This is a genomic window from uncultured Helicobacter sp., assembly GCF_947367035.1.
Classification (GTDB): domain Bacteria; phylum Campylobacterota; class Campylobacteria; order Campylobacterales; family Helicobacteraceae; genus Helicobacter_D.
Map to the genome: position 1 here is coordinate 1 of NZ_CANBCA010000006.1, position 13,963 is coordinate 13,963.

Sequence of the window (13,963 nt, forward strand, 5' to 3'; positions counted from 1 at the left end):
TAAAATAAAACCAACTTTGAAATTATAAAGCCTGATACCTAGTGTTTGTCAAGGGAATTTTAGAAAAATTTAGAAAACTCTGCTTCATTTTGTTGTGCTATAATTTTTGAATGATTTTAATTACTCCTTGAAATTATATTTTGTATCAACAAGGATTTATAATGGCTACTAAAAAGAATGAAATGAAAGAAATCCTAAGTGATAATAAATGGCATTGTGCTGTCTGTGATTTAGGTAAGTCAAGTCAGCACGCTGCAATCATTAGAGACCTTGCAGAAGAGGGGTGTGAATTTGATAATGCTTTAGATAATGCAACAAGGACATATAAGTATGGAGTGGAAATGTGGTGTAAAAAATGCAAAAGAAAAACCACACATAGAAGACTAAAACCTTAAGGACAGATATGACAACCCATGTTTTTATTGTGGATGCTATAACTTTTAAATATCACTTGGAATTTATGTTTGTTGGCACAGGTATGAAAGAAGCTGTTGTTGATTTTAATCATAATCCAATAACACAACTTGCAACACAAACTGAAAATACTATTCTAGGTATGGTTGCAGATTTTTCAAGGGTTCAAATTGGAGATTTAATTATTTTTTATTTGCAACAAAATTTTCAATTTGGCATTGGGGAGGGAAAGTTTTTTGGTGTATTTAAAGTAAAGAACAAATTTTTCTTTGATAATAATGATGAGCAACAGTATCTTAAGCAAGAACTTAACAAATCCCTTACTTTTAGATGTTTGATTGAACCTGAAAAGGTTTATAGCAAAGGTGTTACTGAATGGGAAGCATTAGATGAGATTAAAACAATACAATCCCCCAATCAAATGTTGTGGAGTCTCATTTATCGGAAACTAAAGGGCAATCGCGGCAACACAATGATTACTATTTATGAAAGCGAAAGGCTTATTGCACTAATTAGAGATAAAAATTTAAAGCAAAATATCAATGGAATTCATTTTAGTTTTGATTTAAAAAATCAAGAAATTGTCTCTATTTCCACTCATCATATTTACAAGGGCAGACAAGAGAAATTAAATATTTTACCGAGATTAATTTATAAATATTCAAGAAATAATCAATTCGAGGCACATTTACAAGCCTACATTTTACAATCTATTTATGAAACTAAATTATTTGGAATTTTGGAAAATCAGCCGATTGAATGGTTGGGTAATGAAGTTAGCTGTGGCGTTGGAATGCAACGCATTGATATTATGCTATCTCTTGCTGAAAATCCAAGAAAAATTATTCCCATAGAATTAAAATCTACATGTGTTTATGCTGAAATTTTAAGACAAATTCAACGATATATTGATTGGTTGGAACAATATTATATTCCAAATCGTCCATCAGATATTCAACCGATGATAATTTGTAGAGAAACTGCCAATAAAGATTCTGCTTGTTATCAAGACTTTTATCAACAAGCACAAATGTTCAATGAGAAAAATAATATTTTACCCCTAATATATATAGAATTTAAAATTCAAAATTGTTCCATAACATTTAATCGGATATTTTGATGAACTACATTGGCTCTAAATTTAAACTTTTCGACTTTTTGCAAACGAGCATAGAATCTACACTGCAAAAAGCCCACAAAAAGCCCCTTAAAGATTCTATCTTTTGTGATATGTTTGCTGGAACTGCGGCGGTGGGGAGGCTTTTTAAAACACAAGTCAAGCAAATTATTAGCAATGATAGGGAATATTATAGCTTTGTTTTGGCGCAAAATTATATCGGCAATCATCAAAAATTAGTGCGTGTTAATGAGCTACTTGGTATTCTTAATGACACAGCTCAAACGCCACCACAAAAGGGTAAAATCTACACTCATTATGCGCTTGGCTCTGGGAGTGGGAGGCAGTATTTTAGTGATGAAAATGCACAAAAAATTGATGCTGTGCGTTCTAAGATTGCGCAATGGAAAAAAGAAAAGTTAATTGAAGACAAAGAATATTATTTTCTCCTTGCCTCCCTTTTAGAATCCGCCGATAAGGTTGCAAACACTGCTTCAGTGTATGGAGCGTTTTTAAAGCACCTTAAGAAAAGTGCGCTCAAAGGTTTTATTCTAAATCCTGCAGAGTTTGAATGCAATGAAAATGAACATTTGGTATTTAATGAGGACGCAAATACACTTATTACTAAGATAAAGGGTGATATTCTTTATCTTGACCCACCTTATAATGCACGAGAGTATGGCGCGAATTATCATCTTTTAAACACGATTGCCTTATATGATGACTTTATCCCAAAGGGCAAGACAGGATTAAGAGAATATGCAAAATCGCCTTGGTGCAGAAAAGCAAAAGTTGCAGACGAGCTAGAAAACCTCATCAAAAATGCTCGTTTTGAGTGGATTTTTCTAAGCTATAATGATGAGGGATTGCTTAGTTTAGAGCAAATTCAAGCTATTTTTGAAAAATATGGCAAATACTCTTTTGCTACACAAAAACACCAGCGCTTCAAAGCGGATTCTAAACGAATCCAAAAGCAAGATTGCACTTTAGAATATTTGCATATTTTGAGGAAGTAAAGAGTGCTTTAGATTCGCCTTTAAAGCAGCACAAAAGCCTTATAGAACCTACTTCTTCGCCTTGCCCTCTGCCTCCTTGATATAGCCCTCATATTCTGTATCGCTTAAAAGCTCTAGCCAAGTAACATTCTTGCCATTTTTCTCGTGCGTAAGGGCGATATGCACGCCCTTTTCTTTCAAGCCTGCTCCGTGCCAATGCTCTACATCAGGCGGACAAAGCACCACATCACCAACCTTTGCGATTTGTGTAATACCTGCTTTTGTGCCCGTATAAATCGTGCCTTGTGTAACTATAAGCGTCTGTCCTGCGGGGTGAGTGTGCCACGCTGTCCTAGCCTTTGGGCTAAAGGTAACCTCCCCACCTCCATAAGGGCGATAATCTCCGCTTTTAAAAAGTGTTTTGACACTCACTTCACCGCTAAAGATTTTAGAATCTCCTTTAAATCCTCCAAGACTGCCACTTTTAACCACTTCTTGTGTTTTTTGCATTTTTGCCTCCTTTGTATAAGCGATATTCACGCAACCTAAAGCTGTAACCAAAGCAATAGCAATGAGTTTTTGCATTTTTTCTCCTTATGATTTTAAAATACATTTGAAATTATAAAGCCTGACACCTAGTGTTTGTCAAGGGGAATATTAAAATTTATCATAAAAGATTTTGTTATAATCACAGCATAAGGATTGATAATCGCAGAGGAAACAAGGGGTGCAATGTCGGCTTGGAATAAATCACCACAACCACACAAAGATGAAATCATTTATGAGTTTAAGTATAGTTTTCCTAAGGGGTGGGGAGATAGGGTAGAGCGAATCATAGACAGGATTAATTGGCTTATTGTTTTATTGGCATCTTTATTGTTTTTGTGTGCTTTTTATGATGGCATTTTTTATCCAACGATAAAGCCTATTTTTGCATCACATTTCAATATGCAAACATTGCTTGGACTATTTGTATTATTGCTTGTATTTTTTGTCTTGCAACTCCCTCTAATCACTATGATAGTCTTTAGTCTGCACACTTTTATTTTACAACCCCACAATACTTTTATCCTTACTTCTGATGGTATTTACATCAATGCTACACGTGGGATTTTATTATGGAAAACAAAACAATTCTATCCGTATGGGACATTTTCGTTAATGACGCAGAATATTTGGGGGCTTGGTTTCTCTCAATCCTCTTTGGCGATAAAAATTTGTGATGATATAGATAAAGAGTATAAATTATTTGATTTTAAACACTCAAAGTTTTTTGTTTTTGCAATCAATGGCGAAAATGATATTGAAGAATTCTTGCAAATCCTAAGAGAAAAAACGCAAGAAGCCTTACAAAGACAAGGCAAAGCAGAAAAATATAACCTTAAAGAAAAAATTAAAGATATAGATATAAAGGAGTGGTAATGCAAACAGATTCTAAGCAAATGCCTCAACAACCACACAAAGATGAAATCATTTATGAGTTTAAGTATAGTTTTCCAAAGGGAAAATTTAATCGTTTTGAGCGGATAGTAGATAGAGTAGCGACAATCATTGTGTTTTATGTCTCACTTTTGATTTTAACAAGGCTTTATAATTATAGTGCAATCTATGATACGATGATTCTAATCTTTAGTTATCCTACATATTTGAGCTTAGAAAATTGGCTTGTTTTGGGGTTATATAGTATTTGCTTTCCTGCACCTTTTTTATTGGTTTTATGGAGCTTTAATGGGCTCTTTTTTCGTCAAAGAAATGCTATTTGGCTTACTAATGAGGGAATGTATATACGCTCTAGTGGTTTTTTAAAGCTATGGTATCAGCATAGATTCTATAAATATGGGGAATTTGGGTTTTATGTAAATTGGGTATCAAGTGCTATCTATACGGGTTCGTGGGTAATAAGAATAAATGATATAAATACACAATATCGCCACTACTTTCATAATCTTTCAAACAAAGAATCTAAAGTTTATGTGATAGTTGATAATGATGAGCAAGATATGAAAAAGCTCCTTGAAATCCTAAGAGAAAAAACACAAGAAGCCTTACAAAGACAAGGCAAAGCAAATCAATATGATTTGCGTGAGAAAATTAAACCTATAAAAAAAAGAAGAGGCTTGCAAGAGGAGGAGCAAAAATGAATGGCAATTGGAATAAATCACCACAACCACATAAAGATGAAATCATTTATGAGTTTAAGTATAGTTTTCCAAAGGGGTGGTTTTATCGTGTAGAGAGATTAATGATAAAATTAGTTTTTTGGGTCGGTTGTTTGTTTGCTCTTTTGATGTTGCAATACCAAATAGAATCTACACTCAACTTTATAACCTCTAATTTAATAATGCTACAAAATATTGAGATATTAGACTATATTATTCTTGCTTGTTTGTGTTTTATTATTTATATCATTCCTTGTCTTTTACTCTTTCTTTTTATTTGTGCTTGTATTAATATCCTTTTCTTATGTCCTTATCATTCTATCACCTTAACACACAAAGGTGTATATATCAAATATGCTCCCCTCTTTTTTCCATATTATCAATACAAATTTTATGCTTATGGGAATTTTTCATTTCATAGTTATTTTGGTGGAAAGATTTTTTGGGCAGTAAGAGTTTGTGATGATATAAGCAAAAATTATAAATTCTTTGATTTTAAGCACTCACATACAATACCCTTTTTAGAATATGTGGGAATGCAGTATGAACAAGAAATCATTAGAATCTTGCGCGAAAAAACGCAAGAAGCCCTAAAGAAACAAGGCAAGGCAGAAATATATAATGTGAATGATAGAATTAAAAATATCCAAAAGGGGTAAAAATGAATGGTAATTGGGAATATTTTCCACCTTTAAATCCAAATAATATACCACACTATATCAATGAACTTGATAAATATGAACGCGAACAAGATGAATTAATCTATTCCGATAAATATATTCTTATATCTAAAATTAAAAACATAATAAAAATCACTTTACAAAACTTATCTTTTGAGGGCAATGGCTCGGATATTGGTATGGCGACTATTAGCGCAATTCTATCCTCTATTGGTGAAGGCATTAATAGGCTTACGAAACTAGGATATATAGCCCCAAAAGTAGGTCCTTTGCAATATGTATTTTGTTTTTGATGTATCTATTGTTTTTACCTATAATCAGGGAACTAAAGATTGGTATAGAGGTATTGCTGCAACAACTTTCAGCCTTTTTACTTTAATAATTACAATACTTGTAGGATTTTTTATCTCAACTTGGTGGCTTGCCCTCATCATTGCAGCACTCATTGCCTTTATTGCTGCTCTTTTTGCAACCTCAAAATGGGGTAAAAGCGCATTAGAATTGATTTCAGAGAAAATACAGGAGCTTGCAGAAACCATTCAAACCAACCTAGAAAAGGCAAAGGCATTTTTTGAGGCAAACGAGCAAGACTACTACAAGCCCTTTAGAAATAAAGATTTTATGAAAAATCTCTGTGAGGATTTGACTTGCAAGGATTTCAGTGAGCAGAGTTTGCGCGATTTACTCGCATATAGTGGCTATAAGAGAGATAATAATGAGTGGCAAACCTTTGTCTATTATCATACTTGCTTAAGTCTGCAAGATATATTTGATAGAGAAAATGGCACATTCAAAGCAAGCTATAAAGCAATGCGTGATACTGCTTTTGAAAGAGGAGTTGAATCTCAAAAAGAAGCACGACTTACCTACAATGCAAGCAAGCCAAAAATAACTTCTGTGTAGCAAAGATTTCATCTTGCTTAGAATCTCCTCTCCTCAAAAACTTTTTATTTCTTTTTATCCTTGTCTTTCACTTTGTCTCCTTGCTTTTTATGAGAATCTGCCCTCTAAGCATTAAAAATATAATGCTTAAAACCACCAAGCACACTGCCGCTAAAACTGCAAAGCGTGAGCCATTGAGTGAGATAAACAGCCCACAAAGCGAAGTGCCAAGCGTGATACCGATATTTGCAGCACTGATGAAAAGTCCATTTGCGAGTTCCTTTGCCTCTGGGATAGGCGAGGTTACGACAAATTGTGCCATATTATTACCAATCCCCGCAAAGATGCCAAGAATGATGAGAATCACACTCGCGCCCCAAACATTGCCACCACCAAAAAAGAGTGCGTTATATAACACAATGAGGCTTAAAGGCACGATTCTTAAAGTCGCATTGGGCGCACTCACAAGGCTTTTACCCGCAATGAAATTACCGATGACATTGCTTAGCCCATAGATAAGCAAAAGTGTGCTGATGAGATTAAAAGAAACCTGCGTGAAATTGAGCAAAAACTCACTCATATAGCTATAAAAGCCGAACATTGCGCCATTTAGGAGCATTACAACAATGACAGAAACCCACACTATGGGCTTTGATAATACCTTGAATTGCTCGTTTTGTGGAGCTTTTTGCTCCTGCTTTTGATTTGGGATAAATAAAAGTGTGGTAAGGAGGCTTAGAGCGTTAAGCGCACCAAAAAAGATAAAAGACATTTCAAGGCTTGTATTGCTTGCGATAAAGCTAGTAAGCGGCACCCCAAGCGTCATACCCGCAGAGACAGCGATAAAAATCTTTGCGATTGCCTTTGGGGATTCGTTGTGTGGGACAGAATCCGCTGCCATACTAAAGGCAAAGGCGCAAAAGATAGGGTGAAAAAACGCTGGAATTGCACGCAAGATAAGCAACACAATAAAATTTGTGCAAAAGGCTGCCAAAAACGAGCTAACGCTAAAGACAAGCAGGCAAAATAGCAAAACTTTTTTCGCGTCATACTTCGTCAAAAGCGGGGGTAAAATCGGTGCGACAAGCGCAACAATGAGTGCAAAAATACTCACAACCCACCCCGCGTCTGCGACACTCACATTATAGACTTCCGCCACGATAGGCAGCACACCCATCATTCCAAGCTCCATACTCAAAAGCGCAAATACACCAAGCATTAGCGTAGGAAGTAAAAGAGGATTTGTTTTTATCATTTAGATTCCTTTGTTTGAAATAATAAAATTGACATTATAAAGCCTGATACTTGGTATTTGTCAAGGGGTTGGAGAAAAAATATATTAAAATTATGAAGCAAATCTTGCGCTACTAATCTAGCTAAAAGCCAAGTAAATATAAACCTCGTAGCTCTTTAGCCCCAAGCGAAGCTAAAGATTCCAAGCTAACTAAAATTTATGATAGTGCCTTTAATCCCACGACAGAGATAATAATAAGTGCGATGAAAAAGAGTTTTTTTGCACTTTTACTTTCTTTAAAAAACACCACGCCCACAAGCACGCCTCCAGCTGCGCCAATGCCTGTCCATATCGCATAGGCTGTCGCCATCGCAATGCCCTGCATAGCCATTGATAGCAGAGCAAAGCTTAGCATAAACTGCACCAAAAGCCCGAGTAAAAAGATTTTTCGCCCACTTAGGGAGTATTTTTTCATCGTAATTACGCCTATGATTTCCATACAACCAGCCATTATGAGATACACCCAACTCATTTTGCCTCCTTGATAGAATCTTGCACGATTTCATCAATTCCCAAATCGTGTGAGAGCGTTTCTGCGAGTTTTTCTCCTTGAGATTCCTCTGTCTTATCTGCTGAAAGCTTTAGCCCCACCACGCCAAGAAGTAAGGTCGCGATAAAGAGGATTTTAAGAGGTGAGAAAGGCTCACCAAAGATAAAGATTTCAGCAAGTGTAATGCCCGCTGTGCCAATGCCCACAAACACGCTATAAGCAATACCAATCTCTAAGACTTTTATCGCTAGAATCATACTTACAGAGGATATGAGAATCCCAATTCCTGTGAGTGTGTAAAAAAAGAGATTATCGGAATATTTTAACCCACTCGCCCAAAAGCATTCTACAATGCCACCAAAAAGCACCAATCCCCACGCGAGATTGTGGGTAAGTTTGATATTTTTCATTTGTTTCCTTTGTTTTATTTTATACATTTTATGGGTTCAAAAAGCCAAAGCCCATAAAGGGGTTAAAGCGAGGAAGTAGCAAAAATATAGACTAAAAGAAACCACGAGAAAAACCCATAACCGCAATCCCATATCATTGCTTATCCCTCCATTTTAAGAATCTTAAATTTGTGGCATTATAGCATAAAAGCTATATCTCTCTTGCACTGCCCCGCACAACACTTGTATATTTAATGGTTTGCAAAAAAAGTTTAAGAAACTTATCTTTATCTACCCAAACATTCCATTAAAGTCATTTTCAATTTTGAGTATATCTAGCGCGGCGGCAATTTGTCCGCGATGATGTGTGGCGTGGTTTAAAAGTGCGAGGATAAAAAATCCACGAGATTTTTTAAATTCCACACCCGGAAAGGCAAATGTTTCAAGACTTTTGAAATCCTCTATAGATTCTATTAATTCTATGATTTTGCTATCCACTTTGGCACGCAACGCTTCAAATGCACCCATATCCTCATAGAATGCGCTTTTTAGCCTGTGCATACCCTCATAAATCGCACTTTGTAACTTACCCTCTTCTAGGTTAAGAGTTTGCAAAATCTCCTCCACACCCTCTAAGGGTTTGGAAGCAAAGGCACTAAACCTCCCCAAAACAAGCTCTATATCTTCGCAAAGAATATGCTCTGCTGTTTGCATCACACTCCCAAAATACAACCCACAATCCTTATACAACTCTTCCTTTGAGCATTTCTTAAAAGTCGCAAACATATTTTCATTGGCAAGTTGATTGTATTGCGCCTGAAGCAATAAAGTCTCTTTCATTCTATTTCCTTTTGCATAAAATCTGTGCCATTATATCATTAGAATCTATAATTCAATGAGGCTTATTCTTTGGCGCATTTTAATTTCTCCACTAGGAGTGCGGATAGAAATGTTTAAATGCGTATTGCTGTGAAACTTTACATTTAGCAGCAAAAGAAGTTAATAAAAGTTAATTTTCTTCTTTCAGCTTATATTAATCATCATTAAGTCAGTATTATAAGAATAAAAATTCATTAATGAGGAAGTTAATGCAGCAAACGATTTATTTGGCGGGTGGTTGTTTCTGGGGAGTGCAAGGTTATTTTGATAGACTTAAGGGTGTAATGGAATCGCAGGTTGGCTATGCAAACTCCAAAATAGAATCCCCAACTTATGAACAGGTTTGTAGCGGGATAACCAATGCAGTAGAGACATTGAAGCTTACATTTGAAGAGACAATATTAAACTTAGAGGAGGTGTTGACACGTTTTTTTAGTATTATTGACCCCTTTGCACTTAATTATCAAGGTAATGACATTGGCACACAATACCGAAGTGGAATTTATACTCAAGATTCTAAAATGTTAGATGTAATTCATAAGTTTGTAGAATCTTATCAGGCAAGGTTATCTAGGAAAATTGTTACAGAAATTGGAATATTAGAAAATTTTTATCTAGCAGAATCCTATCATCAAAAATATCTTGTAAAAAACCCACATGGCTATTGTCATATTGATTTGAATGCTGCCTTGCGCCCACTTATGGGTTAAATGGAATATTGTGTAGAAATTATTTACATACTTTTTTAAGGGCTTTACGGAGTTCTTTGACTTGTTTCCTAGGAATAACAACTTTCCATTGTGTCGGGGAGTTTTCTGCTCCCTCATCTTTTAACTCTACCACGATAGAAACTGCTTGATATTTTTTATCTTTTTTGTTGGGAATATCAAAAGATGCGACAATAATGTTACCATTTTTTACTAAATCTCCCCGTAGGGGAATCGTGTAAGAGATTCTTTTAATTTTTTGTTTCATTATGGTTGCTTTTTGGTAGTCTTTACTTCTTTTGGTTGATTTTGTTTGGTTGATTTTGTTTTTTTAACTTCTTTGTTTTTTGCTTTCTCTTTTTTGCATTTTTTACACGCTTTCTTTGCTTCTTTTAAAGCTTGGCGAACTTCTTTAATTTGGGTTAATGGAATATGAACTTTCCAGCTTTCTTTGCTTTCTCCTAATGTCACACAAATGCTAACAACTGCTTTGCTACCCTCTCCATAAGGTTGTTCAATAATAGCAAAATTAATTTTTCCGCCTTCGCTTTCTTTTAAAGGCATTGTTTTATAGACAGCCATTTCTTTCATCTTATCCTCCAAAAATTGACTTAGAATGTTCTAAGGATAGTTTATAATAATTAAAAATACGCTTAAATTGCTATAATTAATTCTTTTTCAGCATTTTTTTAAGTAAAGCTTGGAGTTTTAACCAATCTTGAATTGGTAAAAGTGGATGTCCTGAAAATTTCCCAAATGCAGGTAAGCTCTTGCTAATTGCACCTCTTGCACCTACTTGCGTAAAATCACCAATATGCAGATGTCCTGCACTACCACTCTGTCCCCCTAGTACGACATTTCTCCCTGTTGTCGTAGAACCAGAGATTCCAGCTTGTGAGACGATGATAGAATGCTCGCCGATGTTACAATTATGCCCAATTTGCACTAGATTGTCTATTTTTGTTCCTTGTTGAATGCGTGTTTGTCCAAAGACTGCGCGGTCAATCGTTGTATTCGCGCCCACTTCCACGTCATTTTCAAGTACGACTTTTCCATTGTGATAAATTTTGATGTGTTTGCCCTCTTTTGTGTGTGCATAGCCGAATCCATCGCTACCAATAACACTATTTGCGTGGATTCTGACATTATCGCCCACTTCACAATCGTTATAAACACACACGCCAGGAAATAAGACACAGTTTGCGCCAATTTTAACATTCTCACCAATCGTTACGCTAGACATAATGGTGCAATTTGCACCAATATTACTACCATTTCCAATCGTTGCATTGGGAGCAATTTTTGCAGACTTTTCAATCGTTGGTAATTCTTTGGAATCAAAAAGAGGTTTAGCAAAATATTCTGTCAGATATGCCATTGCAAGATAGGGGTTTTCACAAATAAGGGCAAAGGTTGAAGTTGGAATTGTATGCAAATGTGCTTTACGTACCAAAATAGCTTTAGCCTTAGTTTGTGAAATTTGTTCAAAATATTGTTCTTTTTCTAAAAAGGTAATGGAATCACTTGTGGCGTCTTGTGGAGATTCTAAATTATGAATAATAATGGAATCAAAGAGGCTAGAATGTTTCGTCCATTCTTTTCCATTGTGCTGCATTACACATTCTAATACCTCATTTTTATTGAGGATTTCAATAATGTTTTTAAGCTCCATACTATACCTTAATTATTTGCTTCAATAGCAAAAATTCCGCTACGAGTAATATCTTTTGGCTTATGAATCTTAAGGGCATTTAAAAGCGTATTAATGCGTGCGTGTGTATCGCAAGCAACGAATATTGCACATTTATCATTGACTTCCAAAGGTTTTCCATTAAAAGCATTAAAAATTGTATTGATTTCGCTTAGATTGCTTTCTAATCCAAATTTTACCAACAAGGATTCTTGTTCAATCATTTGTTCATTCTCCAATACTTTAAGAACGGGAATAAGCTTATGTAATTGCTTGATAATTTGTTCTAGCACTTTATTGTCACCCTTTGTTGCAATTGTAATCCGTGAGAGGTTAGTATCTAAGATTGGAGCAACCGTTAGGGATTCTATATTATATCCTCTGCCCGAAAATAATCCACTAATGCGAGATAATACGCCGTGTTCATTCAAAACGGTAACTGCAATTGTGCGTCTAATTTCCATCACTTACTCCTTATAATCCAACATCATATTAAATAGTGCACCACCAGTTGGAACCATTGGCAAAACATTTTCCATTCTATCAATACGGACGTCTAAAAGTGCAGGTTTTTGAGAATTGATTGCAGCATTCAAGGCACTAATAAATTCTTCTTTTGTCCGACAAACATAGCCTAAGCCGCCAAAAGATTCTACTAATTTTACAAAGTCTGGTTGTTTTTCTAAATCTGTTTCTGAGTAGTGTTTATCGTAGAAAAATGTTTGCCACTGACGAACCATACCCAAGTAATTGTTATTTAAGATAATATTAATGACTGGGATTCCATAAACTGCACAAGTCATTAGTTCTTGGATATTCATTAAGATAGAGCCATCACCACTGATATTAATGGAAATCTTTTCGGGTAATGCACATTTTGCTCCCATAGCAGCAGGCAAACCAAACCCCATTGTGCCTAAACCTCCACTGCTTACAAATTGACGTGGAAAACTAAAGGGATAAAATTGTGCTGCCCACATTTGATGTTGTCCAACATCCGTGCTGATTAAAGCATTTTTACCTACGATGTTGCCAAGTTTTTCAATAACCCATTGAGGTTTAAGCTGCGAAGTAGAATCTTGATAACTTAGAGGATGTAATTTGTTGTATTGTGTCAGATGCTCACGCCAAGCTAGAATGTTTTGTGTTGTGTAGTCTTCACGCAAAAGGGGCAAAAGTTCTTTTAATACACTACTTATATCACCTACGATTGGGAAATTTGCTTCTACGATTTTACTAATGCTACTTGGATCAATATCTATATGAATGATTTGTGCATATTTACCAAACTCACTTAATTTGCCTGTTACTCTGTCGTCAAAGCGTGCTCCAAGAGCAATGATGAGGTCTGCTTCACTCATTGCCATATTAGCAACATAACTTCCGTGCATTCCAACCATACCTAAGGAGTCTGGGTTGTTTGTGCTTAAGATTCCACAAGCCATAAAGGTATTAACAGCAGGAATGTGAGTAATCTCACAGAGTTCGCGGACTAATTCTGCAGATTTTGATGTAATGCACCCACCGCCTAAGTATAAGAGGGGCTTTTTGGATTCTTTAATAGCAGAAGCGACTTTTTTAATCTGTCGTGGATTGCCTTTGTAAGTCGGTTTGTAGGTTTGTAGTTTGATATTATTTGGATAGTTAAATTCACCAATCGTTGCAGTAACATCTTTTGGAATATCAATATGCACAGGACCGGGACGCCCACTACTTGCGATATAAAATGCTTCTTTTAAGATTCGTGGAAGTTCTTCAATGTTTTTAACAAGATAATTATGTTTTGTGCAAGGACGCGAAATGCCTACCGCATCAATTTCTTGAAATGCATCTGTCCCAATAAGACTTGTTGGCACCTGTGCACTAATAATAACCAAAGGCACAGAATCCGCATACGCTGTGGCAATGCCCGTTACGGTGTTTGTAAAGCCCGGACCACTTGTTACAATGGCAACACCCACTTCACCGCTTGCTCTTGCGTAACCATCAGCCGCATGCACAGCGGCTTGTTCATGACGTGTTAAAATATGCTTAAAAAATTTTTGCTTATAAATTTCATCATAAATATTTAAAGCTGCTCCACCTGGATAACCAAAAACAACTTTCACCCCTTCGTTTTTAAGAGCGTGAATTACCATTTCAGAACCATTTAATTGCATAAAAATCCCTAGTTATTTTTGTTAGTTTATCTAAAAAAAAATAAAAACATTTTAAAAAGAGTGTGAAAGAGTATTAGATGAGGTTAATGGTGATGAGCGGTATATGGT

19 protein-coding genes are annotated in these 13,963 nt (G+C 35.6%); 9 read left to right on the forward strand and 10 right to left on the reverse strand.

Annotation, left to right across the window (positions count from 1 at the left end):
• The first annotated feature begins 161 nt into the window (after positions 1 to 161).
• The 3 genes from Q0Y61_RS03020 to Q0Y61_RS03030 are packed head-to-tail and all read left to right on the forward strand — an operon-like array spanning position 162 to position 2,547.
• Positions 162 to 395, forward strand: coding sequence for a hypothetical protein (locus Q0Y61_RS03020; RefSeq protein WP_297811137.1), 234 nt, complete (start codon positions 162 to 164; stop codon positions 393 to 395).
• Between the two features lie 8 nt (positions 396 to 403).
• Positions 404 to 1,534: a DUF91 domain-containing protein gene (locus Q0Y61_RS03025; RefSeq protein ID WP_297811140.1), complete on the forward strand. Its 1,131-nt coding sequence runs from the start codon at positions 404 to 406 to the stop codon at positions 1,532 to 1,534.
• Positions 1,534 to 2,547 carry a DNA adenine methylase gene (locus Q0Y61_RS03030; RefSeq protein ID WP_297811143.1) on the forward strand — a complete coding sequence of 338 codons (1,014 nt, stop codon included), beginning with the start codon at positions 1,534 to 1,536 and terminating at the stop codon, positions 2,545 to 2,547. Before Q0Y61_RS03025 ends, Q0Y61_RS03030 begins: the two co-directional genes overlap by 1 nt.
• Positions 2,548 to 2,595: 48 nt before the next feature.
• Here the strand turns inward: Q0Y61_RS03030 and Q0Y61_RS03035 are convergent, their stop codons facing one another.
• Complete coding sequence (locus Q0Y61_RS03035; protein WP_297811146.1) at positions 2,596 to 3,111, reverse strand: cupin domain-containing protein; 516 nt, start codon at positions 3,109 to 3,111, stop codon at positions 2,596 to 2,598.
• Positions 3,112 to 3,258: 147 nt separating this feature from the next.
• Between Q0Y61_RS03035 and Q0Y61_RS03040 the strand changes: the two genes are divergently transcribed.
• From Q0Y61_RS03040 to Q0Y61_RS03060, 5 genes are read left to right on the forward strand one after another with little or no spacing between them, the layout of a single operon-like run.
• A complete protein-coding gene (locus tag Q0Y61_RS03040; protein ID WP_297811149.1) occupies positions 3,259 to 3,948 on the forward strand; it encodes a hypothetical protein in 690 nt (229 codons plus the stop codon).
• Positions 3,948 to 4,667, forward strand: coding sequence for a hypothetical protein (locus tag Q0Y61_RS03045; RefSeq protein WP_297811152.1), 720 nt, complete (start codon positions 3,948 to 3,950; stop codon positions 4,665 to 4,667). The genes Q0Y61_RS03040 and Q0Y61_RS03045 overlap by 1 nt, the downstream gene beginning before the upstream one ends.
• On the forward strand, positions 4,664 to 5,344 hold the full coding sequence (locus Q0Y61_RS03050) for a hypothetical protein (RefSeq protein WP_297811155.1): 681 nt from the start codon (positions 4,664 to 4,666) through the stop codon (positions 5,342 to 5,344). Before Q0Y61_RS03045 ends, Q0Y61_RS03050 begins: the two co-directional genes overlap by 4 nt.
• 2 nt (positions 5,345 to 5,346) lie before the next feature.
• A complete protein-coding gene (locus Q0Y61_RS03055) occupies positions 5,347 to 5,658 on the forward strand; it encodes a hypothetical protein (protein ID WP_297811158.1) in 312 nt (103 codons plus the stop codon).
• Positions 5,642 to 6,268, forward strand: a complete 627-nt coding sequence (locus tag Q0Y61_RS03060) for a hypothetical protein (RefSeq protein WP_297811161.1) — start codon at positions 5,642 to 5,644, stop codon at positions 6,266 to 6,268. The genes Q0Y61_RS03055 and Q0Y61_RS03060 overlap by 17 nt, the downstream gene beginning before the upstream one ends.
• Before the next feature lie 67 nt (positions 6,269 to 6,335).
• Here Q0Y61_RS03060 and Q0Y61_RS03065 read toward each other — a convergent pair whose 3' ends face one another.
• The 4 genes from Q0Y61_RS03065 to Q0Y61_RS03080 all read right to left on the reverse strand — a co-directional run bounded on the left by Q0Y61_RS03065 (position 6,336) and on the right by Q0Y61_RS03080 (position 9,260).
• A complete protein-coding gene (locus Q0Y61_RS03065) occupies positions 6,336 to 7,502 on the reverse strand; it encodes an MFS transporter (RefSeq protein WP_297811164.1) in 1,167 nt (388 codons plus the stop codon).
• Positions 7,503 to 7,698: 196 nt separating this feature from the next.
• Positions 7,699 to 8,013, reverse strand: a complete 315-nt coding sequence (locus Q0Y61_RS03070) for a multidrug efflux SMR transporter (protein WP_011116292.1) — start codon at positions 8,011 to 8,013, stop codon at positions 7,699 to 7,701.
• Positions 8,010 to 8,441, reverse strand: a complete 432-nt coding sequence (locus Q0Y61_RS03075; RefSeq protein WP_034328470.1) for a multidrug efflux SMR transporter — start codon at positions 8,439 to 8,441, stop codon at positions 8,010 to 8,012. The genes Q0Y61_RS03070 and Q0Y61_RS03075 overlap by 4 nt, the downstream gene beginning before the upstream one ends.
• A 270-nt stretch (positions 8,442 to 8,711) precedes the next feature.
• The gene (locus Q0Y61_RS03080; protein ID WP_297811173.1) at positions 8,712 to 9,260 is read right to left on the reverse strand and encodes a DinB family protein; all 549 of its coding nucleotides are present in this window, start codon (positions 9,258 to 9,260) and stop codon (positions 8,712 to 8,714) included.
• 248 nt (positions 9,261 to 9,508) lie between these two features.
• On the opposite strand from Q0Y61_RS03080, the gene msrA reads away from it, so the two are divergent.
• Entirely contained in the window at positions 9,509 to 10,009 is a 501-nt protein-coding gene (gene msrA / locus Q0Y61_RS03085) for a peptide-methionine (S)-S-oxide reductase MsrA (protein WP_297811176.1), read from the forward strand.
• Positions 10,010 to 10,028: 19 nt separating this feature from the next.
• Here the strand turns inward: msrA and Q0Y61_RS03090 are convergent, their stop codons facing one another.
• From Q0Y61_RS03090 to Q0Y61_RS03110, 5 genes are all read right to left on the reverse strand, one after another.
• Positions 10,029 to 10,274, reverse strand: coding sequence for a hypothetical protein (locus tag Q0Y61_RS03090; RefSeq protein ID WP_297811180.1), 246 nt, complete (start codon positions 10,272 to 10,274; stop codon positions 10,029 to 10,031).
• Positions 10,274 to 10,597, reverse strand: coding sequence for a hypothetical protein (locus Q0Y61_RS03095; protein WP_297811183.1), 324 nt, complete (start codon positions 10,595 to 10,597; stop codon positions 10,274 to 10,276). The genes Q0Y61_RS03090 and Q0Y61_RS03095 overlap by 1 nt, the downstream gene beginning before the upstream one ends.
• Before the next feature lie 76 nt (positions 10,598 to 10,673).
• Positions 10,674 to 11,678, reverse strand: a complete 1,005-nt coding sequence (lpxD, locus tag Q0Y61_RS03100; protein ID WP_297811186.1) for a UDP-3-O-(3-hydroxymyristoyl)glucosamine N-acyltransferase — start codon at positions 11,676 to 11,678, stop codon at positions 10,674 to 10,676.
• Between the two features lie 8 nt (positions 11,679 to 11,686).
• Entirely contained in the window at positions 11,687 to 12,160 is a 474-nt protein-coding gene (ilvN, locus tag Q0Y61_RS03105; RefSeq protein WP_297811189.1) for an acetolactate synthase small subunit, read from the reverse strand.
• 3 nt (positions 12,161 to 12,163) lie between these two features.
• Complete coding sequence (locus Q0Y61_RS03110) at positions 12,164 to 13,855, reverse strand: acetolactate synthase large subunit (protein ID WP_297811192.1); 1,692 nt, start codon at positions 13,853 to 13,855, stop codon at positions 12,164 to 12,166.
• Positions 13,856 to 13,963: the final 108 nt, after the last annotated feature.